This is a genomic window from Desulfatiglans parachlorophenolica (genome assembly GCF_055394735.1).
This window is the reverse complement of the sequence record NZ_AP042460.1, coordinates 766,212-791,105: the sequence shown is the minus strand read 5'-3', so window position 1 is coordinate 791,105 and position 24,894 is coordinate 766,212. Positions and strand designations below refer to the sequence as shown.

21 protein-coding genes are annotated in these 24,894 nt (G+C 58.4%); 4 read left to right on the top strand and 17 right to left on the bottom strand.

Going from position 1 to position 24,894, the window contains the following annotated elements:
* Nucleotides 1-39 precede the first annotated feature (39 nt).
* The 10 genes from ACZ500_RS03690 to ACZ500_RS03645 form a co-directional block, all read right to left on the bottom strand.
* The gene (locus ACZ500_RS03690; RefSeq protein ID WP_464231187.1) at nt 40-1,356 is read right to left on the bottom strand and encodes a TRAP transporter large permease; all 1,317 of its coding nucleotides are present in this window, start codon (nt 1,354-1,356) and stop codon (nt 40-42) included.
* Complete coding sequence (locus ACZ500_RS03685; RefSeq protein ID WP_464231186.1) at nt 1,356-1,847, bottom strand: TRAP transporter small permease; 492 nt, start codon at nt 1,845-1,847, stop codon at nt 1,356-1,358. Before ACZ500_RS03685 ends, ACZ500_RS03690 begins: the two co-directional genes overlap by 1 nt.
* 274 nt (nt 1,848-2,121) lie before the next feature.
* Nucleotides 2,122-3,132, bottom strand: coding sequence for a TRAP transporter substrate-binding protein DctP (dctP, locus tag ACZ500_RS03680; RefSeq protein ID WP_464231185.1), 1,011 nt, complete (start codon nt 3,130-3,132; stop codon nt 2,122-2,124).
* Nucleotides 3,133-3,363: 231 nt separating this feature from the next.
* Nucleotides 3,364-4,884, bottom strand: coding sequence for an acyl-CoA dehydrogenase family protein (locus ACZ500_RS03675; protein ID WP_464231184.1), 1,521 nt, complete (start codon nt 4,882-4,884; stop codon nt 3,364-3,366).
* A gap of 10 nt (nt 4,885-4,894) precedes the next feature.
* On the bottom strand, nt 4,895-7,177 hold the full coding sequence (locus ACZ500_RS03670; RefSeq protein ID WP_464231183.1) for a xanthine dehydrogenase family protein molybdopterin-binding subunit: 2,283 nt from the start codon (nt 7,175-7,177) through the stop codon (nt 4,895-4,897).
* Between the two features lie 3 nt (nt 7,178-7,180).
* A complete protein-coding gene (locus ACZ500_RS03665) occupies nt 7,181-7,660 on the bottom strand; it encodes a (2Fe-2S)-binding protein (protein ID WP_464231182.1) in 480 nt (159 codons plus the stop codon).
* Nucleotides 7,661-7,889: 229 nt separating this feature from the next.
* A complete protein-coding gene (locus ACZ500_RS03660; RefSeq protein ID WP_464231181.1) occupies nt 7,890-8,774 on the bottom strand; it encodes an FAD binding domain-containing protein in 885 nt (294 codons plus the stop codon).
* Between the two features lie 89 nt (nt 8,775-8,863).
* Nucleotides 8,864-9,145, bottom strand: coding sequence for a ubiquitin family protein (locus ACZ500_RS03655; RefSeq protein ID WP_464231180.1), 282 nt, complete (start codon nt 9,143-9,145; stop codon nt 8,864-8,866).
* 200 nt (nt 9,146-9,345) lie between these two features.
* Complete coding sequence (locus ACZ500_RS03650) at nt 9,346-9,909, bottom strand: TetR/AcrR family transcriptional regulator (RefSeq protein WP_464231179.1); 564 nt, start codon at nt 9,907-9,909, stop codon at nt 9,346-9,348.
* Nucleotides 9,910-10,133: 224 nt separating this feature from the next.
* Entirely contained in the window at nt 10,134-10,373 is a 240-nt protein-coding gene (locus ACZ500_RS03645) for a hypothetical protein (RefSeq protein ID WP_464231178.1), read from the bottom strand.
* Nucleotides 10,374-10,641: 268 nt separating this feature from the next.
* On the opposite strand from ACZ500_RS03645, the gene ACZ500_RS03640 reads away from it, so the two are divergent.
* Nucleotides 10,642-12,336, top strand: a complete 1,695-nt coding sequence (locus ACZ500_RS03640) for an IS1634 family transposase (RefSeq protein WP_464231177.1) — start codon at nt 10,642-10,644, stop codon at nt 12,334-12,336.
* A gap of 147 nt (nt 12,337-12,483) precedes the next feature.
* Here ACZ500_RS03640 and ACZ500_RS03635 read toward each other — a convergent pair whose 3' ends face one another.
* The gene (locus ACZ500_RS03635; RefSeq protein WP_464231176.1) at nt 12,484-13,803 is read right to left on the bottom strand and encodes an MBL fold metallo-hydrolase RNA specificity domain-containing protein; all 1,320 of its coding nucleotides are present in this window, start codon (nt 13,801-13,803) and stop codon (nt 12,484-12,486) included.
* 137 nt (nt 13,804-13,940) lie between these two features.
* Nucleotides 13,941-14,180 (bottom strand): hypothetical protein, encoded by a 240-nt coding sequence (locus ACZ500_RS03630; protein WP_464233145.1) that lies wholly within the window; start codon nt 14,178-14,180, stop codon nt 13,941-13,943.
* Between ACZ500_RS03630 and ACZ500_RS03625 the strand changes: the two genes are divergently transcribed.
* A complete protein-coding gene (locus ACZ500_RS03625; RefSeq protein ID WP_464232988.1) occupies nt 14,146-15,000 on the top strand; it encodes a DMT family transporter in 855 nt (284 codons plus the stop codon). The genes ACZ500_RS03630 and ACZ500_RS03625 overlap by 35 nt on opposite strands.
* A gap of 599 nt (nt 15,001-15,599) precedes the next feature.
* Here the strand turns inward: ACZ500_RS03625 and ACZ500_RS03620 are convergent.
* From ACZ500_RS03620 to ACZ500_RS03605, 4 genes are read right to left on the bottom strand one after another with little or no spacing between them, the layout of a single operon-like run.
* The gene (locus tag ACZ500_RS03620) at nt 15,600-16,412 is read right to left on the bottom strand and encodes an ABC transporter ATP-binding protein (protein WP_464231175.1); all 813 of its coding nucleotides are present in this window, start codon (nt 16,410-16,412) and stop codon (nt 15,600-15,602) included.
* Nucleotides 16,405-17,346, bottom strand: a complete 942-nt coding sequence (locus ACZ500_RS03615) for an ABC transporter permease (RefSeq protein ID WP_464231174.1) — start codon at nt 17,344-17,346, stop codon at nt 16,405-16,407. The genes ACZ500_RS03620 and ACZ500_RS03615 overlap by 8 nt, the downstream gene beginning before the upstream one ends.
* The gene (locus tag ACZ500_RS03610; RefSeq protein WP_464231173.1) at nt 17,343-18,572 is read right to left on the bottom strand and encodes an STAS domain-containing protein; all 1,230 of its coding nucleotides are present in this window, start codon (nt 18,570-18,572) and stop codon (nt 17,343-17,345) included. Before ACZ500_RS03610 ends, ACZ500_RS03615 begins: the two co-directional genes overlap by 4 nt.
* A 15-nt stretch (nt 18,573-18,587) precedes the next feature.
* Nucleotides 18,588-22,328, bottom strand: a complete 3,741-nt coding sequence (locus tag ACZ500_RS03605; protein ID WP_464231172.1) for an ABC transporter substrate-binding protein — start codon at nt 22,326-22,328, stop codon at nt 18,588-18,590.
* Nucleotides 22,329-22,524: 196 nt separating this feature from the next.
* Here ACZ500_RS03605 and ACZ500_RS03600 point away from each other — a divergent pair, with 196 nt between their 5' ends.
* Nucleotides 22,525-22,713 carry a hypothetical protein gene (locus tag ACZ500_RS03600; protein WP_464231171.1) on the top strand — a complete coding sequence of 63 codons (189 nt, stop codon included), beginning with the start codon at nt 22,525-22,527 and terminating at the stop codon, nt 22,711-22,713.
* 112 nt (nt 22,714-22,825) lie between these two features.
* Here ACZ500_RS03600 and ACZ500_RS03595 read toward each other — a convergent pair whose 3' ends face one another.
* Nucleotides 22,826-23,617 (bottom strand): DUF169 domain-containing protein, encoded by a 792-nt coding sequence (locus ACZ500_RS03595; RefSeq protein ID WP_464231170.1) that lies wholly within the window; start codon nt 23,615-23,617, stop codon nt 22,826-22,828.
* Between the two features lie 395 nt (nt 23,618-24,012).
* On the opposite strand from ACZ500_RS03595, the gene ACZ500_RS03590 reads away from it, so the two are divergent.
* On the top strand, nt 24,013-24,834 hold the full coding sequence (locus ACZ500_RS03590) for a DUF169 domain-containing protein (protein WP_464231169.1): 822 nt from the start codon (nt 24,013-24,015) through the stop codon (nt 24,832-24,834).
* The last annotated feature ends 60 nt before the right edge of the window (nt 24,835-24,894 follow it).

Below are 24,894 nucleotides of genomic sequence, written 5' to 3'. Positions count from 1 at the left end.
AAGACAGGAGCACCGCCTTAACCTCTTGCAGTATCACCCTCAATGCTTCATAAAGTGCGGCAATACGGTCGCTATGGTCGGAAAAAACAGGATCAGGATCATGGCTGTCATGTCGATCAAAACGAACGGAACAACGGACCGGTAAATGTCCAGCATAGTCGTCTTTTCCGGTACGACACCTTTCATTACGAAGAGGCACAGCCCGAGCGGCGGGGTTTTCATACCGATCTCCATGTTGATGAGAGTCAGCAACCCGAACCAGATGGGATCGAAGCCGAGCGTCTTGACGATCGGGGTGAATATCGGAAAAGTCACCATCATGATCGAGACCGGCTCCATGAAGGTCCCGAGAATGATCATAAGCATCTGCATCACGGCGATGATCGCCAAGTGGGGAAAAGGAAAGCTGACCACCAGTTCCACGAGCCCGCGGCTTGCACCCGTAAACGCAAGGATCTGGCTGAAGGCCGTCGAGCCGGTCAGGATCATGAGCATCATGACCGTGATCCTGAGGGTGGAATCCAGCGATCTGCGCATCACCCCCCATTTGAGTTTTCCGTAGACGGCCACAACGGCGGCGGTCGTCATGACCCCCATTGCCGCCGATTCGGTCGGCGTGGCCAGGCCCGCAAAGATCAGACCGGTGACCACAAAGATGATGACACCGAAAGGCAGGACATGGGTCGCTAGGGATTTGAACTTCTCGGACCAGGAAACAGCTTTTGGGACATAGTCGGGAGCGAGATTCGGCTGCAGCTTGCACCGCAAAACGATATAGGCCACGTACATGCACGCCAGCAAAAGCCCTGGCACAACGCCTGCGAGGAGCATCTTGCCGATCGAAACCTGCATAAGCGATCCCAGCACCACGGCCAGTGCGCTCGGGGGTATGATCATGGCCAGGGCTCCGCTCATGCATGAACCAATCGCGATGGTTTTGTGGTACCCTCTCTTCTCCATCTCGGGGAGCAGCAGGGAGCCGAGCATAGCCGACGTGCCCATGCTCGAACCGCTCAGGGTCGAGAAAAGGGTCCCGCCCCCGACACTCAGCAGGCACAGACGGCCCGGGATCCGTCCCATCCATTTATCGAGGCTGTCCAGCGCACGTATAAAGACCCCGGAATGAAACAGCAACTCCCCCATCAATACGAAAAGCGGCACTGGCAGAAGGACGAAGCTGCTGATCGATGAAAAAATCGATCGTATGAACTGCTCCAGGCCATGCCCGCCACCCCACAAAAAATAGATCCCTACGACATCCACGATCGTGAAGGCGAGAAACACAGGAAGACCGGCGGCCAGAAGGATCAGAAAAGATCCAACGATGAGCACCAGGATAACATACCATTCCGCCATCAGTTCACCTCCTTCAGCCGCCGTAGATGCTGCAAGCCTTGTCTCGCAAACTGCCCCAGAAGCAAGAGATATCCCAGGCTGATCAGACCCAGAAAATAGAATTCATACACATTCATGGTCTTGGTGATCAAAACCCTGTTGAGGTAAGAATTCCATGCGGCGGCCCCGCTGAACCAGACGACGATCCCCGAAACAAAAACACCGGTGAGTGAAGAAAACACCCCCAAGCAGCCCTGCAGCTTGAGGTTCATACGTTCGACAAGAATGTCCACGCCGACGTGTCCCCCCTTCTTCAGGAGCCAGGGCGCAGCCAGGAAGGTCATGGTAAAAAGGATGTATTCACACACCTCAACCGTCCAGATCAGTGGTTTCATGAAAAAATATCGCATGAAAATCTCCACAGATATAACCAGGACGGCACCCACGAGGAGCACCCCTCCCAGCAGCGCCATGAAGTCGATGATCGAATCAAAAACCCTTTTTTTCTGCATACGCTAGACCCCTGTGCAGGAATGGGGTTTCCACCGCAAGCAACGTCACGATCGACACCCCTGTCACCGGTTCCTTCAGCGCGAAAGCCGCTGAAATCGGGAATGGCACACACCCTTTCGCAAACAACCGCCTCTCGGCATTCGCCTTCTAACGTTCAAGGTTGCTCCGCGCGCGAAGAGGGGCGCAGACAGCGTGAATGGATCACGGGCGCCCCCCCGATGCTTTGCGCGACAAGGGCGAGTCTGCATAGGCGGCAAGGCGACACTACGCCCGCTAATCCCAAGGGAACACCTCTTTGGGAATCGCCTTTCTCGAGGTCAATTCCCTCAATTTGGGGCCATATTCGGGGGCTGCCTCGATGACATATTCCCAGGTCTTGTCATAGGCGATGGCCCGGAATTTCTGGGCTTCCTCCGGCGGCAGAATCAGCGTTTCCATGCCCGCCGCCTTCCGGACCTTCTCTTCCGTCTGTTCGATCATGGTGTTGCGCATCGTGCCGATGTACTCCATATCCTGCATCACATCCATGATCAGGTCCTGGACATCCGGAGGGATCTTCTTCCACTTGTCGAGATTGATCATCGTGGCAGGCTCCATCTGAAAGACCCCCGGCTCGATCGCATACTTGGTCACCTCCTGCAGGCCCCAACTGATAACGCCCACATTGGGCCACATGAAGCCATCCACGACGCCGCGCTCCATGCCCGTGTAGATCTCGGTCGGCGGGATGCTGACCGGCGTAGCGCCCAATGCCTTGATGAACGGAATATAGAGGGGTTGGACCCTGATTTTCAGCCCCTTGATGTCATCCACCTTTTCGATCTTCTTGTTGACGAACAGCTTGAACGGGAGAAAGCTCTGCAGGCGACCGAGGTACTTCGCGTTCGCACGCTTTTCGAAGATCTCGCACCAGAGGTCGTAGGCCCCGGTCTTGCGCTCTTCCCATTCAGCCAACTCCGTTAACCCCTTTGCCCAAGCCTCCGGCATGATCGGCTTCAGGTATCCGAACGGATAATAGAGGATCATGTCGATGGTGCCCGCCTTCAAGGCGTGGATCTGGTCGAAACTCTGTATGACCTCCGGTCCTCCCACCCAATCGATGCGCAGCTTGCCCTCGGCCCTTTTGTTGATTTTGTCCACCAGGATTGGAACAGGGTCGTTATTGAGGTGATTTTTGGGAAAACCTGTTACGGCCTTGAGTACAATCGTCTCGCTTTTCGATTCGATGGCGGTAAACCCCAGGAACAGGGTTATGCAGGCGATGATCAAAAAGACTTTCTTCATGTTGCCCTCCATTCTTTCTGTCATGTATTCATAGAAAACAGATCTTCCGATCCGATAATGAAGACAGTCTGACAACCGAATCCTATATCTTCCCGCTTCCCACCCCCTTTCGAAGCTCCGGCAGGCACCCTGTCGCAGAGCTTGTCCTGCCACCCCCACAGACGGCTCCCACCCTTCAGCGAAAGCCGCCGCTCAGCACCCTTTAACAGAAAACATCGACACGACATAACGCTAAAAGACCCTGCCTTCATCGATCCAGGAGGGAAACCACTTGTAATAGTCAAGGGGAAAGGCCTTGCCGAGGCCTTCATAGCTGGCCTTCGCCAGCGCGATGCCTTTCTTGTCGCGGACCAGCCGTACGTCGCCTTTGCCTTCCAGGTCGACGAGCACCTGGTCGAGATCCTTGTCATCCACATCGAAAAAGGCCTTGATGTCATCCCGGCTCATGTGCAGGCCGGGATTGGCCCGGTAATCCTCTCCCAGAACCTTCAGGAGGCTTTCCTCATCGATCGATCGGGCCTTTTCGGGCTCGGTCGCGGCCGGGACAGGCACACCGAGTTCTGCATGAATCACCCTTCGGCACATCTTCAGATCCTCGGCCATCTGCTTCATGGCGGCGCGCTGGATCACCATCCTGCAGGCCTCCATAGTCCCGCCCGCGATGTTCTCCACCTTCGAGACACCGTAGATGGCCGAGAGCGGGTAGAAGGGCGTCAACCCGTCCCCTCCCATGACCTGGATGGCGTCGAGGCTCGCGCCCACCGCCCCTTCGCAGTTGTAGACCTTGGCCACATTGGACTCGAGGGTGATATCCCAGCCGAGGTCCCACAGGTAGGCCGTGTAATAGGTGAGCAACCGGGAGATCTTCACCCGGCTCACCATGTCGGCTATCTTGAACTGGTTGTTGGTAAAGCTGATGGTGGGCCGGCCGAACTGGACCCGCCGTTCGGCGTAGGGGACCGTATTACGGAGGAGTTCGCCCATCCAGGCCGCGGTCTGCGCGCAGATCAGCGTGCGCTCGAAATTGAGGCCGGCCGTCATGATGGACCAGCCCTGCCCCTCCTCGCCAAGGACCTGGTCCATGGGGACGGGGACGTCTTTGAAATCGAGCGCCCCGTTCTGGATGTTTTCGAAGCCTATGATCTCGTTGATTTTTTCGACCGTAAAGCCGGGTGAACCCTTTTCGACGACAAACGCCGTCAGGTGTCGGTACCGTTTTCTGTCCTCGGGTTTGTCGCTTGTCAGCGCGTAAACCATGTAGCGTTGGGCCACGCCTGCGGAGACGATGTAGCGCTTTTTCCCATTGAGGAGATAGACATCCCCCCCGCGTCGAGCCGTCATTTCAATGGCTGCTGCGTCGGTGCCCGCGACGGGCTCCGTAATCACGATGGCCCCCATCTCCCCCTGTGCGATGCGGGGGAGGAAACGCTTTTTCTGTTCTTCCGAACCGAATTCAATGACCTGGCGGAGTCCGCCAAGCATGTTCCCGATGAAGACGCGGCCCGGTCCGGGCATGCGGCTGAATGCCTCCGCGGCGATGCAGGCCCCCGTAGCGCCAAGCCCGAGCCCGCCGTATTCCTTGGGCACGCCGGCGCCGGTGTACCCCCTTTCTCCGATCTTCTCGAAGATGTCCCACGGAAACTCCCGCTTCCACCGGGACTCTGCGTCCCGCGGCATGAGTTCCCGCACAAAGGCGTGGACCTCCGCCGCAAACGCCTTCTGCTCGTCCGTCCACCATGGATAGAAATCCATCCTTTACCTCCTATTGTTTGCGGTTCCGCAGGGCCATCACCACCTTCTCGGGGGTCAGCGGCTGCTCTTTGAACCAGATGCCCGTTGCATGATGCACCGCCGTAAAGACAGACGGCGGGGTGCTGACGATGGCCCCTTCGGAGGCCTCTTTGGCGCCGAACGGGCCGGACGGGTCATCCGTCAGGATGTCGATGACCTCGATCCGCGGGATGTCTGGGGCGAGCGGCATCTTGTAGTCGGCCAAGTTCGGGTTGAGGGTCCTTCCGTGGTCCATCCGGAACTCCTCGTAGAGCGCCTGCCCCATGCCCTGGATCGCGGCGCCCTGGTTCTGCGCCTCCACGTTGACGGGGTTCAACGGCCTGCCGCAGTCGTGCGCGATCACCATGTCCGTGCAGCGGATGAAGCCGGTCTCGAGGTCCACATCCAGTTCGGTCAACTGGGACGTAAAGCTGTAGGATGTGCCGCAGTTGCCGATCCCTTTTTCGAAGTCGAGGACGTCGATGCCGTAATCGGAATACCCCTTCCCGATGATGACCGCCCCCGAGCCCGAATAGCAGGCGATCTTCGCGAGCTGATCGAACGGCATGGTCTTTTCGGGGGATCCGGCTACGCTGACCATCCGATTTTTGAAAACGATGTCCTCGGGGTTCGCCTCCCACTCCCGCGCGGCGAAGCGGGCCAATTGATCCTTGATGTCGATCGCCGCGCGGCGGGCCGCCTCGCCGGCGAGCACCGTGACCCGGCTCCCGTAACTCCCCGCATCGCAGGGTGTCACGGCCGTATCGACGCGTTTGATATCGACATCTTCCATCCCGACACCGAGTTCCTCGGCCACGATCTGGCAGAGCACCGTGTCGGAGCCCTGCCCGCAGTCCGTCGCTCCCGTGAGGTAGTCGATCGTCCCGTCCTCGCAGAGCCGCAGGACGGCCGCGCAGGATTGGTGGCCGCGCTGCCGGGCGCCGCCGAGATAGGACGTGGCGGACAGGCCCGTGCCATGGATGACCGGCCCGCTCCCCTTCCGCTGGTCTCTGGTCTTCCAGGCCTCGCTCTCGGCCAGGGTCTGGATCCCTTCCACCAAGCCGCAGGACTTGACGGTGACCTTGTTGACCGTCTCGTGGGGCGCCGTGATGGCGTTTTTGAGCCGCACGGCCACAGGGTCGATGCCGAGTTTCTCCGCCATCATCTCCATCTGGAGCTCCGCGGCGAACCGGGTGTGCGTAACGCCGTGACCGCGCATGGCGGCGCCGATCGGGTTATTGGTGTAAATGCGATAGGCATCGTGTTTAAAGTTGGGGAGTTTATAGGGAAGGGTGCTCATGGACCCGGTCAGGTACATGGTGAGCGGGCCGATGGCGGTGTGGGCCCCGCCGTCGGCGATGACCCGGCTGTGCATGGCTGTGATGGTGCCGTCCTTTTTCATCCCCGTCTTGTTGTAGACGATCATGTTGTGACGCCGCCGGCAGGTCATGAGGACCTCTTCCATGGTGTAGACGAACTTCACCGGTTTGCCGGTCCGCTTCGAAAAAAGGACCGAGCAGAAGTCGCCTGCCAGGGAATCATTCTTCGTTCCGCCAAAGCCCCCGCCGATGAAAGGCTGGATCACCCTCACCTTGCTGAGCGGGAGGTTGAAGCAGGCCGCCAGGTGCCGATAGACGAAATAAGGGCTCTGTTTGGCCGCCCAGATGGTGATGCCCGATGAGTCGTACACCGCCACGGCGGCGGGCGGCTCCAGGTAACCGGTGATGACCCGGCCGGTTTCGAAACGGTCCTCCTGGACGAGATCGGCTTCACGGAAACCCTTTTCGACGTCGCCGAAGTCCATGTGAAAATCCCAGCTGACATTGTTTTTCACATGGTCATAAAGCTGCGGAGCCCCGTCCTCCATAGCCTTTTCCGGATCGAACACACCGGGAAGGGGTTCGTACTCCACCTGGATCAACTGGGCCGCTTCCTCCGCCGTGTCTTCATCCACGGCCGCGACCGCCGCCACCGCCTCCCCGAGATAGCGCACGCGTTCGGCTGCGAGCGGCTCCTCCTCACGGGTTTTAGGCATCCAACCCCATTTCCATCCCTTGAAATCCTTCCCCGTCAAAACGTCCTTGACGCCCGGGAGCCGCTCGGCACGGCTCGTGTCGATGTTCAGGATTTTCGCGTGGGCGTGCGGACTTCTGACGATCTTGCACCAGAGCATACCGGGCATCTCATAGTCCGCGGCGTATCTGGCCTCCCCCGTGACCTTGGCGAGGGCGTCCACCCTGGGGATCCGTTTTCCGATCACAGAAAATTCTTGCATGATTTATCTCCCCCCTTTCATGAGCTCGGCGGCCGCCTGGATGGATTCGATGACCTTGGTATACCCCGTGCACCGGCAAAAATTCCCGGCGATACCTTCTCTGATCTCCCCTGGAGAAGGTGAAGCATTACGATCCAGAAGGGATTTCGCGGACATGATCATCCCGGAGGTGCAAAACCCGCACTGCATTCCGGAGTGCTCCACGAAAGACTCCTGCAGCGGATGCAGTTTGTCGCCTTCCTTCAGGCCTTCGATGGTCGTAATTTCCTGACCATCCGCCTCCACCGCCGGCACGAGGCAGCTGTTGACGGCCCGGCCGCCCATGATGACCGTGCAGGCGCCGCATTCACCCAGACCGCAGCCCTCTTTGGCGCCGGTCAACTTGAGCTCTTCACGAATGAGCTCGAGGAGGGTGCGGTGGGGCGCAACCCTCAACGTTTGTGATTCGCCGTTGATGACGAATTGGATTTCTTTCAGTTCCATCGTTCGCTCTCCCTTTGTCGGTTTGGGTTCCATCCGGAAACGGTTTGGCGGATCACTCAGGGTCCAGAACTGGCGCTCTGGATGCATGAATGCCGGAGTCTGACAGCCGCCTTTAGACAAGCGCCCGGTTCTATCGGTCGCGCCCAAAAGATGGTTTACGACCCCATTGGAAACGCATGGTGTCCGATTGATCGATTTCTGTGTGTGGCGAAGACAACAATCTCCTGCCTCAGTCCTGATTTGATAACACCTGTTTCAGCGCCCGCCGGACCAGGACCTCCACCATCAAGCGGCGGTACTCGGCGGATGCCCGGTGGTCGTCGATCGGTTTCGATTCATCGGCGGCGAGCTTGGCCGCCTCGGCGATCACCTCATCGCCCACCGGCTGACCCTCGAGGAACGTTTCACACTGGCCAGCCCGGATCGGTGTCGAGGCGACTGCGCCCAGGCCCACTCGGACTTTCGAGAACATGCCGGAGCGGGTTCCCGCCAGGGCCGCTACGCCCACAACCGCTAAGTCCATGCGGCTGCGGGGTGAGAGCTTGATGTAGACACCCCGTCCTTCAGCCGGGGGAACCTGTATCTCCTTGACGAGTTCATCCGGATTGAGGACTGTCTTTCCCGGGCCGGTAAAAAATCGGTTCAGCTCGACGACCCGTTCACCCCGCGGGCTGACGCACAGAAGCCGCGCCTCCAGACAAAGCAGCGCTGGAGCAGAGTCCGCGGAGGGAACAGCATTGCAGAGGTTGCCTACGATGGTCCCACGGTTGCGGATCTGGTGGGACGCGATGCTGAATGCAGCCTGATGCAGCATAGAAAAACGTTTTTTCACTGCTTCGGAATCCGCAACAGCATTGATGGAGGCAAGGGCTCCGATCCGCAAACCCCCGTCCTTTTCAGCACTGACATAATCGAGACCGCTCACACCCTTTAGATCAATCAGGATTTTAGGGGTCGGATCGGTTCTCCGTTTGATTTTCGGTATCACGTCCGTCCCGCCTGCATAGACCCGGGACGTTCCGCCAGGATTTTCCTGCATGAAACCCAGTGCTTCTTCGAATCCCTCGGGTTTGAGGTAGTCGAATTGCGGCAGTCGTCTGTAAAAAAGTGTCATAATCCTGCTCCTCCCTTATCGACTTGAAATTCCCAAAGTCTTTTCCTGAAATTTGAAAAGGCAATCCTCGAATACTCCCAGACCCCGGTTCAGCCTCCGCCGAGCGGGGTCAAACAGATATCGAGCCAATCACCCTCCTCGAGAACCGTTCCCAGTCCCTTCGGATAGAAAAGAATGTTCTTGCCACGGAGTGTCAACTCTATGTCGGGTCTGAGTCTTACCCCTTCGGTATCGATCAGAATAAACCGACTCTCTCTTTCGACCCGGCGCAGAAGCTCAGCGACGGTATCCGCCCCACCATCGAACTCCACGTCACCGAACCCCGCCCCGCGGCGAAGAAAGTTGGTTGTAAGTCTTATCTTCTTGGACATGTCGATCCTTCTTCCATGCCTGCATCTCTCTTTATGCCTAAGAATTTTTAGTTTTGATCGTGATACGACCGGCCGCACGGTCGGTCCACCGACCATATAAAAACGGCGTTTGATGCCACCGGAAGCAGTCTCCGACCAAGCGCTGCACACGTTATCAAATCGCCAGACCGATCGAGGAGGGTAAGTCTTCGATCATTCCTTCAGGTTGTTAGGCCGCGGAGAAAGATTTCGACGTATGTATCAGCCAACTCCGGTGCTGCTTCCTGTCGGGAATAGTCGAACCAGTAAAAGATCCAGCTGCACATTCCAAGGGCGCCGAATGTCGCGAAGGTCATGTTCAAATCTTTGGCTTTTCCTGCTGCCTTCATTTCCAGCAGGGCATTCCGGATCAAATCGAAGCCCCTTCTCCAGATCCGGTTGATCCTGGCCCGATGCGTCTTCGCAAGATTCTGAGTCTCATGAACGAGAAGTCGCACGGAAGGATCCGGGGTCATGGCATGCAGGATGTACTGACGCATGAAGAACGCCACCCGTTCCGCCGGGTCCGGGAATTTTTCCGCCTCTTCGAGCAGAGGAATGAACATCCTTTCCATCTGACGTTCGTGAATCTGGAAAAGAAGCTCCTCTTTGCTGCTGAAATAATGGTAAAGACCGGCCTTGCTCAATCCCAGGGCCTTGGCGACGCGTGACAAGGGGGTCTGTTCATAGCCATCCGTCAGGAACAATTCCAGTGCCTTGTCGCATATTTCGTCCCGTTTATCCAATTTAATACCCCATCCCCATTGCTGATATTTCGTTACGTCCCCAACACGGCCTTTTGATATGATTTTTAAAAATGAACCAAGATATCCGACCGGCCGCACGGTTGATACTACTCGTCTCATATCCCGTCTGTCAAGAAAAAAGTTTCGAGGGGTCGGACCAAGCTAACGATTTAAATTAACTTGTAAAACACGGATTTTTGGACCATTTTATTTTCTTAAACGCACTATTTGCACCAGAAAAAATCTATTCTAGCGTCCATCCGGAAAAGACCATCCGGCGCGGCAAAGTTTCCAATCCGGAAATGAGGATTTTTCTTCACCGCTTCGCCGCTCAGTCCCACCGCTACGCGGCGGGTCCCGGTTTGGCCAATATCAAGGAAATCAAGGGTTTGTGCGGAGGCGACCTGCAGGTTGCCGCACAAGCAAACGGGCAGATTGGCACCGAGATTGGTCAAAAAGACCATTTCCGGATGGAAACTATTCCAAGCAATCAGGAGTCGAGAAGGAACACTCTCGAGAAAGTAGGATAGCCTGCCGCCGTTCGTTCATCCAACTCACATTTCGCTTGTTGCTGCTGCAAATTTTGTTGATTTTTAAAAATGGCTGAATACGAGCGGATACCGCAGTAAAATGCAGAAAAGGGGCGGATAATCGGCTCATTCGGCTTTGGTTAGGCTGGACGTAGGTTATTGTGTTTGGCATAGTACGGTCCCCAAGAAGACTTCGGAGGACATGATGCCAGACGTTATCTTGAAATCCGTCCAAACACAGGGCGTCGGCTTTGCACCCATACTGCGATGCTATTTCAACAGGTGTCGTATTCGGCAGATCATTGACGAACATGTTTTTCTTGACCCCAGACGGAAGGTCCTCTCGCATGGCGAGGCTTGCATCGCCATGATCTCGGGCATTCTTTTTCAGGTCCTTCAGCTTTATCGGCTTTGCAGCTTCGCCACCGATACCACTGTGCTGGATGTGATCTTGCCACATGTCGCTCCCCATGAGTATTTCGATGATCGCCTGGCCGACACCCTGGATGCCCTTTATGATTACGGCATCGGCAATCTGGAAATGCTCCTCACCAGACAAATGATCTCCGAATTTAACATCAAGAACGACATCTGCCACAACGACACCACATCGGCGTCAGTTTATGGGGAGTACAACACAAAAACCTCTGAAGGCGTCCATATCACCTTTGGCCACAGCAAGAAGCATCGTGAGGACCTCAAACAACTCATTTGGTCTTTGTCCGTCAGTTCCGACTCCGCATTTCCGCTGTTTCAGCAGGCCTACAACGGCAATACGGCCGATGTGACCACCTATGTCGAACAGTGGACCCGCCTCGTGGATCTGTTGGACCGCTGCAATTTCCTTTATGTCGGCGATTCGAAACTCGTCACCAAAGAAAACATGGCTCACATCCATGACCATGAAGGATATTTCATCGCGCCCGCGCCCATGTACGAATCCTACAAAAACGCCTTTCTATCTGCCCTGGACAGCCACACCCAGGAACAGCTCGTCCCCTACAAAGACCAAATAAACCGTGGCTTCGAAACCCCCTTTTCCTTTTCCCATAACCATAAAGAGTATGTCCTGCACATGATCATCCTCTATGATCAGGGGTTGGCTTCCCGAAAACGACACGCCCTTCACAACCGGGTCCAAAAAACCCGGAAAGCTTTTGCTGCGTTAACGCCCAAGCTCAATGCCTATCACCTCAAGACCAAGGAATCCATTGAGCATGCCTGCAACGCCATTTTGAACATATATCAAGCCGCTGAGTTCTTCAGCTATACCATCTCCAACAACCCTGCCGTCTCTTACAAAAACAAGACATCGGGCCGTCCTGCAAAAGGACAAGAACACCAGAAGGTCAAAATCGTCGTTGATCATTTCAGCGTAGATCTTCACTTTCATGAGGCAGCCTTTGAAGAGGCCCTGTATCGGTGCGGCTATTACCCCTTGGTCACCAACAAGTCGCAAGAAGACTTGCCCATTGAAACTGCCATGATGGCCCATAAAGACCAATACAAATCAGAGCATATCAACCGCAGGGCCAAAAGCGGCTTCAAGCTGGAACCCGTTTACATCCATACCCCCAAACGGATCGAAGCCTATCTCCTCCTTTTTAAAATTGCCTTGCAACTCATTATCCTTATTGAAAGAACAGCCAGAAACAACGTCCAAGCCCGCGACAAAGGGTTGGACAATTTTATGCCCAACAGAAAAGACGTTCGCAACCCAAGAGCTGAATACATGCTCAAGGTATTTGAATTTGTGGTGTGCGGGCTAATGACCCTCCCCGATGGGAAATCTTGCGGGTTTGTTTCGCAATTAACACCCCTGCAAATGGACATCCTGAAAATTCTAGAGGTCCCCGACCGCTTTTTTTCCTATGAGTATCTTTTTGACACGGGTTAGACAAACCATGAACCGATTTTCCCAGAAACCGGGCGGCTAAAGTCACAAAACAAAAAAAAATATAAAAATCTCATTTTTCAAAGAGCGAAATGTAAGTTCTAACACAGAAAATTTCGATTTTTTCGCAGAATAACCATTCAATTTCAATCATATAGCTTGGTCCGACCCCAATAAGGCCTGGAGGGCGGCCTGTGCCTTCCTTTCGCCGTGTACCAGTTTGACGGCCCGTGGTTCGACGGCTCTTGCCCACTCGAGCAATTCCTGCTGATCTGCATGGCCAGAGTAGCCGCCGAGTTGATGAACGGAAGCCAGGATGGGGACGGGCGTTTCGCCCAGCAAAACCTCACGGTTGCCTCCGTGGCGGGATTCGAGGATGTCCCTTCCCAGGGTTCCGGCGGCCTGATAGCCGACGTAGAGGATATCGGTGGTCGGATCGGGCAGATGTTTCTTCAGATGATCGATGATTCGGCCGCCCGTGCACATGCCACTGCCAGCAATGATGATAGCCGGACCCTCGAGTTCGATCAGCCTTCGGTGGTCTTCATGGCTCTCTACGCCGTAGAGGCGCTCGAAGTTGAGCGGATGCTCACCCCGCTCCAGAAGGCCCTTGGCCTCATCGTTCCAATACTCCGAAAGCGCGGCATGGATCCGGGTTATCTTGAGGCCAAGCGGCGAATCGATGAACACTGGAACCCGGCTGCCGTCTATGGAAAAGGGACCTGCAGAATCCGAGAAAAGGCGGTCCATTTCATAGATCAGTTCCTGGGTGCGGCCAAGGGCGAAGGCCGGGATCAATACTTTGCCGCTGTCGGACAAGGCTCTCTGAAGAATGGCCTTTAACTGCTCCAGGCGGCGGGTTCGATCCTCGTGGCGGCGGTCGCCGTAAGTCGATTCCAGAACCAGAAGATCGCAGGGCGCGGGGATATCCGGGTCAGGCAGGATCGGTGTGCCGCTCGATCCGAGGTCCCCTGAAAAAACGACGCTTTCGCCATCCGGGAGATCAAAGCGGATCCAGCACGAGCCGAGGATGTGGCCAGCGCGCCCCAACGTGAAGCGAATGCCTTTGCGCAGATCGAACGTCTCCTGGTATTCAAACCCCCAGGAAAGGTCATCCAAGTCTTCGAGCAGCCGTTCTTTCTGCGGGCGCGAAAGCTTCGTGAAGCCCAATGCGTCCTCCAGCATCGGCTCCAGCAGCGCCTTCGTGGCGTGGGTGCAAAGGATCTCTCCCCGGAACCCGCGGTGGATCAGTTCGATGACCCGCCCGATGTGATCGATATGTGCGTGCGTGAGAAATAAGAAAGGAATATCCGCCGGGTGCACAGGCCACTGATCGATGGGCACAACCGTATCGGAACCCTGGGTCAGACCACAGTCGACAAGAATGTTGATCCCCCTGACCTGGAGCAGGTGGCAAGACCCCGTGACCGTTTTCTCGCCGCCGAGATGAGTGATTTCTATCTTTTTCATGTTGTTATTCTCTCACATATATGAAAAAAGAACAGCGAAAAAAAGGACATAAAGGAAGGGGCAGACTCCGAAATCTGTCCCCTTCCTTATCACCGGACAATCATGTAGAATGCACTGCAACGGTTGGCAAGAACATCTCAGACGGCACCCTCGCCCGCCCCTTCGGAAGACGGGTGGCTCAGCGGGACGATTTCATCCACCAGTTGATAGTCTGGAACTTGGTTGAGAGGGAAATCCTTGAAAATCGCCCTTTCCAAGCAACCGCACCATCCGCTTCGATCCACCCGGCAATCCCCTCCATCCTCTTGGAGCCCAAGAGAAACACCGATCGCAGCCCTCTTCGTGCTCCTCTGGAGCACCGGTTTTATTGGCGCCAAGTTCGGCTTACCCTATGCCGAACCATACACCTTCCTCCTCATAAGGTTCTGGCTGGTAGCCGCCATTCTCTTGGTGCTCTCTGTCGCCACCCGGGCCCCCTGGCCTCGGACCGCCCGCGAAGTAATTCATCTCCTGGTGACCGGGCTTCTCATTCACGCAGTTTTTCTGAGCGGCGTCTTCTCATGCATTTACAACGGTGTCCCTGCTGGCATCACCGCTCTCATCGTGGGCATGCAGCCCGTGCTGACCGCAATCGCCGTCGGTCCCTTGCTGGGTGAAAAAGTGAGCATACGTCAATGGACGGGCCTTGCACTCGGCATACTGGGCGTAGCCCTGGTCATGCAGGACAAAGTGCTGCTCACCCCAAACCTCAGCCAAGGTTTCGTCTGGAGCGGCGCAGCGCTGCTGGGAATCACGGCTGGGACCCTCTATCAGAAAAAATTCTGCAGCATGACCGATCTTCGAACCGGCACTGTGATCCAATATACGGGAGCAGGCATCGCCCTTGCGGTGGCTGCCCCCCTATTTGAATCGATGGAAGTCGCTTGGACCGGGGAGTTTATTTTTGCGCTGCTATGGCTCAGTCTGGTTCTCTCGGTCGGCGCGATATTTCTTCTGTATACACTCATCCGGAGAGGAAAGGCCTCTTCCGTGGCAGGCCTTTTCTACCTGGTCCCACCATGCACTGCCCTGATCGCCTTTTTTGTGTTCGGAGAAACGCTTAACCCGATTTCGCTCTGCGGTATGGCTATTGCCGTCGTAGGCGTAGCGCTGGTCATCCTAGAGCCCGGGAGGGGTCGGACCAAGTTAAGTAGTTGAATCAATTGACACAATATCTTTAATCAAACGGTTTTATTTGCTTAAAAGCACCATTTCCATCAGAAAAGGCCTGTTCTAAGCCGTGGAGAATCACCACCGGCAACTCCCGAAACAGCTAGGTTGTGTCCGCCCGGAAATGATTTCCCGGTACAACTCAGTTTCCAATCCGGAAACGAGGATTTTTTTGCCAATATCAAGGAATTCAAGCGTTTGCTTGTGCGGCGACTTGGTGGTCGCCGCACGAGCAAACGTGCAGATTGACGCCGAGTTTGCCCAAAAGGACCATTTCCGGATTAGGGGCTGGGTTGATCTGAAGCCATACGTTTATTCAAGGCATCAAAATCCGGGATTCCGCCATGGCGATCAAGATTGGACAATACGGACAAAGCTCATAGCATGGCGATAAAGTCCAAGCGAAATCTGCGGGAGAACTTATTCTGCAAGCAAAACCGGAGATCGGAAAGCGCAAGTTGCTTAAAGGGGTCATTTGGCCATTAAAAACCCGCTTCTAAAGCAGAAAAATGCAGTTTTTAAACGTGATAAAAAAGCAATTTCATATAGATAGTTTGGTCCGACCCCATTAAGCGGGTCCGACCCCATTAAGCGTACTGGGTGGCGAGTATGTCGGCGACGGAATCGTCGAAGAGTTCGCGCTTCTGGATGCGGTCGAAGGTGGCCATGAGGTCCGGGGCGCGGACACGGTGCTTGCGCTCTCCCTGATAGTCCTCGACGATCCGGCCGCGGTGCATCATGACGATGCGGTCGGGAAGATCGACGGCCTGCTGCATGGAGTGCGTCACCATGAGGGCGGTCAGGTTCTGTTCGTCGATGATTTGCTTGGTCAACTCCGCCACCTTCGCGGCGCTCTTCGGGTCCAGGGCCGCCGTATGCTCATCCAGGAGCAGGAGCTTCGGGCGCGTCCAGGTGGCCATGAGCAGGGTCAGGGCCTGACGCTGCCCGCCCGAAAGGGTCCCGATCGGGTTGTCCAGTCGGTCTTCGAGCCCCATCTTCAGGGTACGGACCCGGTCGGCCACCGCATCGCGGAAGGTGCGGGTGACAGCCCGGCGCAACGGACGGTGCACTCCGCGCTTTAGGGCGATGGCGATATTTTCCGCGATGGTCATGTCCGCCGCCGTCCCGGCGAAGGGGTTCTGGAAAACGCGGCCAATGAAGGCGGCCCGCCGGTATTCCGGCCAGCGGGTCATATTATGGCCGTCCAGCAGGACCTGACCAGCGTCGAGATCGAAGGTGCCGGCGACGGCGTTGAGGAGGGTGCTCTTCCCGGAGCCGTTCGTACCTATGATGGCGGCAAAGCTCCCGGCCTCGAGATGGAGGCTCACATCCTGGAGTGCCTTGACCTCATTGGGGGTATTGGGAAAGAAGGTCTTCGATACCCCCTTGATCTCAAGCATGACGAAGCCCTCCTGAAATCTTCCTGCCGAGAGACCTGAACCATCCCGGGGCCACCAGCGCGGCGAAAACGAAAAAGGCCGTGACCAGCTTGAGGTCGTTCGGGTTGAGGCCCCAGCGAAGCGCGATCGCGATGAGGAGTCTGAACAGGATCGTGCCGAGGATCACGCCGGTGATGGTCAGCCCGATCCCGGCCCGCCCCACGAGCGCTTCACCAATGATGATGCTCGCCAGCCCCCAGACCATCATCCCGATACCCATCTGAACATCGGCAAAGCCTTGGTACTGGGCCAGCAGCGAACCGGAGAGCGCCACCAGACCGTTGGCCATCGCCAGGCTCACCACCACCATCGTCTGGTTGTTGACCCCCTGCGCCCGGACCATCTGCGGATTGCCGCCCGCGGCGCGCAGGGCGGTGCCGTAATGGGTGAGGAGAAAGCGGTACAGCACCATTCCGATCAACAGACAAATGACCGCACTGCTCCCAAAGACGGCCAGATCGCCCGCAGGCACGTGCCATCCGGCAAGATTCACCCGCAATGCGCCGGCGCCAAGGCCTCCCAGGATACGTTCGGCCCCGGTAGACACCGTCTCCACATCCAGGAGGGGGATGTTGCTACGCCCCATGACGCGCAGGTTGATGGAATAGAGGGCCGTCATCACGAGGATGCCGGAGAGGATCTCCTGGATCTTGAACCGGGCGTGCAGGAGCCCCGTAACCGCCCCTGCCGCAGATCCGGCGACGAGGGATGCCAGCGCCGCCAGCCATGGAGACCAGCCCTGAACGATGAGGACGGCCGAGATGGAGGCCCCCAGGGTGATGGAGCCGTCCACCGTGATGTCGGTGAACCGGATCATCCGGAAACTGATGAGCATTCCAAGCGAGAGCAGCGCGAGGATGAGCCCCATCGTAAAGGCGCCGATCACTAGGCTCATGACAACACCTCCGGGTTTTCGAGGGGTCCGAACCAGCAGGCCCCGCGGATGAGGGCGCTTTCCCCCAGGCCGACCGCCGGGCGGACGTCATCGATGAGATGCATCACCGCCAGAGGAGGCGGGCCGCTGAAGCATTTCCGGATAGTCGGCTCGAGGGCGATCCGGCCGTTCTGCAACGGCTGATAGGGGAAAACCGCGGCATGGACGTGGACAGCGGCATCCGGGTTCGAAGGCAAAGGCGCAAGCAGACCCCCGCCGTGAGCGGCATCTCCCTTGCAAACGACACCGGCCAGAAGGGCCAGTTGGTGCGCGTGGGAGCGCTCGCCGGAGAAGGTCAGCCACTCGCGGATTTCGGGAAAGTCGATCTCGCGCTCCGCATCGAGCTCTCCGGGGGATCGGATGAGGGCCGCGCCCACCAGGCCCTCGATCTCCCCTAGGGCGACGAACCCCGACGCCTTCCCGCCTGTGCGGTCCAGAATATGCCCTATCAGGGCCGAGACCGTCCAGAAAGGCGCTTTGACACCAGGGGCAAAACGGATGAGACGCCCCATCGCGCCGCTGAAACCGAGGCACTGGATGCATTGCATCTCGGGGACGTAGTCCCCTTCCGAGATGAGATAATCCGGGTGCCCTTGCTCATCCGGAGGCTGGTAGACAACGTTTCCGGCGACCGCCAAGAACTCCCCGAGCTGGCTTCGGGCCGACTCGAAATCTGCGGCCGAACTGCCGATCCCCAGCGCGCAGACGTCCTCCGAGAAGAGGAACCTTTTGCAGCCCGCCGGCTCCACCCTCCGCCAGGGGCGCCAGCCTGCCGCCTGGAAGAGCGTCAGGGAGGCACCCTCCTCCAGCGTGAAATCCTGGAGGCCGGCATCCTCCGCCGCTTCGATAGCGACCGCCGTTTCCGAAGCCGGCATGTCCTCCGGGGGACCGTCCGCGAGCAGAACCTGAAACCCGGCCGTTCGCAGGACCTGCTCGACGAAAGCGGCGGGGTGGACGATCCGGAAGCTGCCGTGGACCGTGTTCAACGCCTTGTAGATCTGGAGCAGGGACCGAATGCCGGCCGAGCTCAGGAACGCGAGTCCCGAGGCGTCGACAATCATGTGGTGGCAGCCGTTCCGGATATGCCCGAGGAGGGTGTCGGTAAAATAGTCCGCCCAGGATGCGTCGAGCTTTCCTTCGGCCGTGACAAGCAGGTATTTGCCCCGTGTTTCATGCCGCAGATTCATTGGACCTCCCCCTGATCAATCGGCCGGAGAGTAAAGAGTGGCCTTGCGCATCGTTTCATCGCTGAGCTTGAGCCCGAACCGGCGGACCAGGTCGGGGTTGACGACCAACTCCTCCGAACGGGCATTGCTAAAGGGGATGCCTTTCGGGTCTTCGCCGCGCAGGATGCGTACGGCGATTTCGGCCGCTTCCAGCCCGGCGTCGTAATAATCCCGGGCAAGGGCAAGCACCCCCCCCTTCTTCATCTGGTCGGTGTCGAACACATAGACGGGTAGATTCCTTTCAGAGGCCTTGCGGGCGATCAGCGCGAAACCGGGCCGGGTCAGGTTGTCCGGGATCTGCACCAGGGCCTGGACATCCTTGCCGCACAGATCGATGGCACACTGCGCCACTTCGGTGCTGCTCGTCACAGGGACGGCAACCAGTTCGATGCCCTCCTTCCGAAGGGCCTCCGCAAAACGATCCTTGTAAAGCACGCTGTTGATCTCCGCAGGCGTGAAAAGCGTTCCAGCGCGTCGGATCCCAGGCAGACTCTCCCTGACGATCCGGGCCATCCCCTCGAAGGGAGAACGGGTGGTGATTCCGGTCACATTCGGGAGATGATCCGTCTCGATCTTCCCCGCCCCGGCGGCGACGCCGTCACCCACCCCCGTGAAAACGATCATCGTCTCATCCCCTGCCTGACGCAGCGCAGCCTGAAGGGTCGGCGTCGACACCACCATGAGGAGGTCGACACGGTCCGCTTTGACGGCGGTCATGATGCTCGAAAGGGTCGACATATCCCCCTGGGCGTTGAACTCGCGCAGCGTATAGTCCCGGTTTTCGACGAGGCCGGCCTTCTTGAGCCCGTCGAGGAGCCCATTGCGGCAGTGCTCCGATGAGTACGTTTCACAGTAAAGGACGAGGCGGAGATTGAAGGGCGTCCTGGCCCTGGCCTTGGCCCTCGATGCCGCTTCCTCCGCCGGTTCGACGCGCGTGTGGGCCGCGGTGGGCATGACGGGCAGACGGGAGGGAGGCACACCGGCCAGGACCTTCGCAGCCAGCCGCCCGGACTGCCGGCCCCACTCGAAATAACTGTCCCCGACACCGCCGCTCGCCCCCTCCGCGATCAGCGCCATGTCGGTGACGTAGATCGGGACACCGGCCGCCTGGGCCACTTTCAGGATCGCCTTGAACCCCGTGGTGACGAGGTTGTCCGCTGAAAGGACAATCGCCCGGGCGCCGCGGTCGATGACAGCCTGAGTGGCCATCGGGAGTTCGGAGACCGTGGACGCCGTAGCCTCGAGGATGGGCACATGCTGCTCTTCGCAGGCCTTCCTGAGCCGCTTCACGGAGATCAGGGCATTCATCTGGGAGGGGTCGTAGATGATTGCCACAGCACCAAGGCCCGGATCGTGCTTTCTCGCCATCTCGAGCACCTGATCCAGCGGGGGATCGTCGTGGACGCCGCATACGTTCTCGGGACGGCCGTCCTTGAAGAGGCCGAGCTCATTCGGGTCGCTCGCCGCGGTGAAAACGAGGGGGCATTCGAAACGCTTCTGAACGGCGGCGATGAGGACAGGGGAAGAAACGGTGACGATCAGCTCGGGTTTTTCCATCCGCACCCTGTCCAGGATCTGGGGCAGCTGGGACATATCGCCCTGCGCGCAGTAGGGCCTCATCCGGAAATCGATGCCGTCGCGCAGACCCATCTCGGACAAAGCGGCCTTCACGCCTTGGATGGCCTGGTCCAGGGCGGGGTTCTCCACGAGATTGACCAGCGCGACCGTCGCCGGGGCCTCTCCGCTCGAGCGGACATGGAAAAACCGGTCGGCCCGCTCGAGGAGTTCGACCGGGACGGTGAGGCCGGCCTCCCGCGCCGCCGCCAGATCGAGGGCCAGTTCGTTCTTTTCGCACGCAGCGAAGGGGATGCCGGCGGGGGACTCCCCCAGGAGGACCCGCGCGGTCAGGGCGGCGATCTCCCCGCCGTAATCGGAGGGGCCGGGCGCGCAGGACAGGACGGCCCCCGTCCCCATGAGGGAAACGTCCTCGGCGATGACGGGGATGCCCTTCGCGCGGCAGGCCTTCGTGATGGCCGGCATGGCGTTGACGATCGTGTTGTCGCCCATGGCGAATACGAGATCGACATTTTTCGCCAGGAGCCCGCGCATCCCCTCGGGGACTTCGCTGGCGCTGTTGACCGCGACGGTCACGAGTTCGATCCGGCTGCCGTCCAGGATAAGCTTCAGGTTCCCGACCTCCTTGACCGAATTGGGCTCCGAGGGGTTGTAGAGCGCACCGATGCGCCCGGCCTCGGGAAACAGCCTGCGCGCCCACACGAACAGTTCTTCGGCGGGCATCAACTGAACGATCCCGGTCACGTTGGGCAGATGGTCATCGAAGCTTTTTCCAGCGCCGCCCTCCAGCGGTGCGGAAACGATGCCGAAAACGATGTTCGTGTCCCTGGTCTGGGCGATGGCGCTGCTGAGACAGGCCGTGGTCATGACGACAAGCACATCGGGCCGCTGCCGAAGGAGGTCGGCCATCGTCTGATTCAGGAGGGACATGTCGCCGTTGGCGTGCTGGGCCGCAAAGGTCAGGTTTTCTCCTTCCACGAAGCCCAGGTTCCGCATGCCGTCCTTGAAGCCGTTGATGGCCATGTCGAAAATGGGGGCGGGAACGAAGGTGCTCAGACCGACGCGGTACGACTTGCCGGGCTCCGGACCGGCCGGTTTTTCTTCGGCGCCTCCGCCCCGCTCTTCCAGAAGCGCTTGAACAGACGGCGCGAGGGACCACCGCCCGCCCAGTCTTGCCAGGACTTCCCGATTGAGGCGAAGCATATCCGGGACGACATTCTCGATGCGGAAGGTCGATGGGCTTTTCCCTTCGAAGATGTCCGCCGCGATGTCGCCCGTGTACCGGCCCACGGTGAAGTAGTCGGCGCCGAGCCCGAACAGCGCCCCCTTTTCGGCATCCGTCGGATCGTTGGTGAAGACGGGAATGCCCGCCTGATCGGCGAGGCTGATGATGAGCCGGATGGATGCGTTGGCCACGGTATCCCCGCCGACCCAAACGGCGTCCGGCTTCTTGGCCATCAACGACCGGGCGGCCTCGGAGACCTCGGAGGTGTTGGCTGCAATTGCTTCGATGAGATCGATCCCAAGGTCTTGGCAAATGTCACGGGCCTGAACGAGGCAGGCCTCGGAACACTGCTCGCCCGGGTTCCAGACCACGCCGAGGCGTTCGAGGCCCGGGTTCATGTCATGGGCGATCTGAATGGCCCGCCGGACGGGCTGGAACGTCCCGACCCCGGCCATGTAAGGCGGGTGCTGCTGCGGCTCCGGACCCCCGATGCCGACGCCGGCGCCGTAAGGGTCCGTCACGGCGCCGAACACATGGGTCTTCTTCCGCGCGAGGTTGGCTTTGGAGAAGGTCTGCAGAGCGACAGTGCTCGAGGTGACAACGAGTTCGTAGGGTCCGTTGGCGATATCCCGGGCGATGGCGTTGGCCGTGCTGAAATCCCCCTGCGGATTGAAGAGACGGATATTCCGGTTGCCAGGCGCGCAGAAGCCCCTCTCCTCCAGGCGGGAAAGGACCCCGGCGACGTGCTCGTCCAGGAGCGGCGTCGAAGCGATCTGCATGATGGCAAGCGCAGGGTACTTCAGCGCCCGGCGGCTCCCATCCTGTCCGCGCTGCTCACGGTCCGAAACAAGGAGGATGAAAGAAGCCGCCGCAATGAGGACAACGACGAGCCATAGCTGCTTGATCGCGTTTTTCATGCTTATCCCGTACGTTCGCTGGGTAGCGCCAGCCATCCGGCATGGGCGGGCTGCCATTCTGCTCTTGTCTTATTCTGCAATCACCTATAACTGTCAAGGGGGATGATGCGGTTTTGGGGCTCGTTGCTGCAGCAAGGGCCACGATTCCCGCCTTCCGAAGGGTCAATCATCCGGCTCACGCAAAGGATCGTCCGAGATGAACCACTCCCAGACACCCTCCTTCCACTGTTCGATCTCATCCCGGCAGGACGAGGCCGGGGCCTCCCATCCGCAGGACCTGCAGACCACCCTGGCCGCGGCTCAGCGGCCGACGATCTCCGCAGCGGCCCCGCAGCGGCGGCACGTCAGTTTGGGCTCTTCTTCCATGTATTCGACACTCCCTTGATCAGGTCTTCGATCAGAACCATGAATCGGTCCGTTCACTGACCTGGTTTATCATGCATTCTTTATGATTAATTTCTCATTGTTTACCGCCTTGCCCGGCGCGCTCGAGGGCCTCAGGGCCTCTCCCCGCGCCGCTTGAATATGTCCGCCAGCGGCATCGAAAAGGCGACCTCGGGCTGAAAGCGCAGATAGGCGGGAACGGGGTACCGGATCCCTTTTTCATGCGTCTTTTCAAGCCCCTCCACCAACTCCGCCAGCCGGGCGGCATGGATTGCCATCACCATTTCGTGGTCCTGGCAGGCGGCCCAAACACGGTCGCCGTTTCCCGGCACCACGACCTTCGCATCCTGGTCGAGCCAGGCACCGATGACTCCTTCCGTGCACGACGCCGCCCTGCCCGAAAAGGACCCCTGGATGGGTTCGCCGGTCAGAAACGTGCACCCATGGATGAGGCGCATCATCTGCGCAGGGTTGACGTAGACGAGAACGACGTCGGGCGGCATCACAGTCTTCTCGAGCGGAGAATACAGGACGAGGGGATCGTGATCCGTCTCGAGCAGGCGAAACCCCTGGAACATTCGGACGGCGGCCTCATCGTCCGCCGCATAGTTCATGCGGGTGAAAAAATCGATGGGCCCGGCCGGATCGCTGACTCTCTCCCACCCATACGTGTGCGCGGCGATCGCGCAGCCGACGTCTTCGCGTGCAAACGCGACCGTCCATCCATAGAGCCTTGCCATGGCGGCCCCCTGGCACGGGGCCATCTTCACTCCGAGATCGCGTAGCGGCCTGCGGGCCTTCTGAGGAATCTGACCCTCTTTTGCCAAGAAGCTCACCGCTATGGGCATGGTGGACGGATTGATCCGCTCCCTGAGCTTCCGCCCCATCTCTATCCACTCTTTCATCGCTTCCCCGCTCCTTTCATTCGTAGAGAGTCCTGAACACAAGCCGCCGCCCCACGTCCTTCCCGGACATCCGCGGCCGCACCTTTTTCTCCGGACCGGCCTGCGCCCGAGCCATCATCGCCGGATCGGACTTCCGGCAAATCCTGCATCGGCGACTCCGTGTTGAAAAACGGTCGTTCATTCCCCATTTCATTTCTTTTCGGAAACGTTGCCGCGCCGGATGCTTTTCCAGAGCGATAATATAGTGTTTCCATCCGGAAATGAGGATTGGAAACCGGGTTCTACCGGGAAATCATTTCCGAATGGATACTATATAATATATTCTCTTGAAGGAGAACTCGACGATCAAACAGATGCAAACGCCATGCGAATCCAAATGGAACAGGGGAGTTTTTATGGAATCGAAAATCGCCAAGGCCATCGGCCTCAAGTACAACCCGGTCGCCGTGCTTTTGGCCGACCAGAAACCCGAAAAGGCTTTGCAGTTCAAGAAGGGAAAATGGGGGTGCGTGATGTTCATGTTCGCCAACGCCGCCAGAGACAAAACAGCCGCGTTCGACAAGGAAACATACGGCTGCTGGGGCGGGGGCGTGGGGCTCGGGTTCGGGAACGCGTACCTGCAATTTCCCGGTGGGGTCGAGTGCTTCACCTATTTCCTGTCTTCCGGTAATATCCATTCGGACAAGGGCAAGCAGGTCGCCCGTGCGCTGGAAGCCTCTGCGGGGAAGGCATTCACGGAGGACTTCCTCGAGGGCGAAGGGTATGTGAAGACCCCTGAGTTGGTGGAGCAATTCTTGGATGATCTGCCCATGCGGAAGATCGGTTCGAAATATCTGCTCTTCAAACCTCTCCCGGAAACCGATCCCACGGTCGAAACGGCCGAGACCGTGGTCTTCGTCGCCAACCCGGATCAGATCTCGGCCTTGGTGATCCTGGCCAACTACGCGAGGGAAGGCATCGAAAACGTCGCCATCCCCTGGGCCGCCGGGTGCCAGACCATCGGCATCCTGCCGTTCAAGGAGGCCGAGTCCGCCAGCCCCCGGGCCGTCATAGGACTAACCGACATATCGGCCAGAAAATATGTCCGCAAGCTTCTGGGTGCGGAGTACCTCTCGTTCGCGATGCCGTGGAAAATGTTCCTCGAGATGGAGGACAACGTGGAAGGCAGCTTCCTGGAACGGGCGACCTGGCGGTCCCTTCAGCAGCCCGAAAGCTGAGCCCCGCCGCTTCGAACAGGCGGGAGCGAACGCTTTTGCCCGAGCACCCGCGGCCATCCG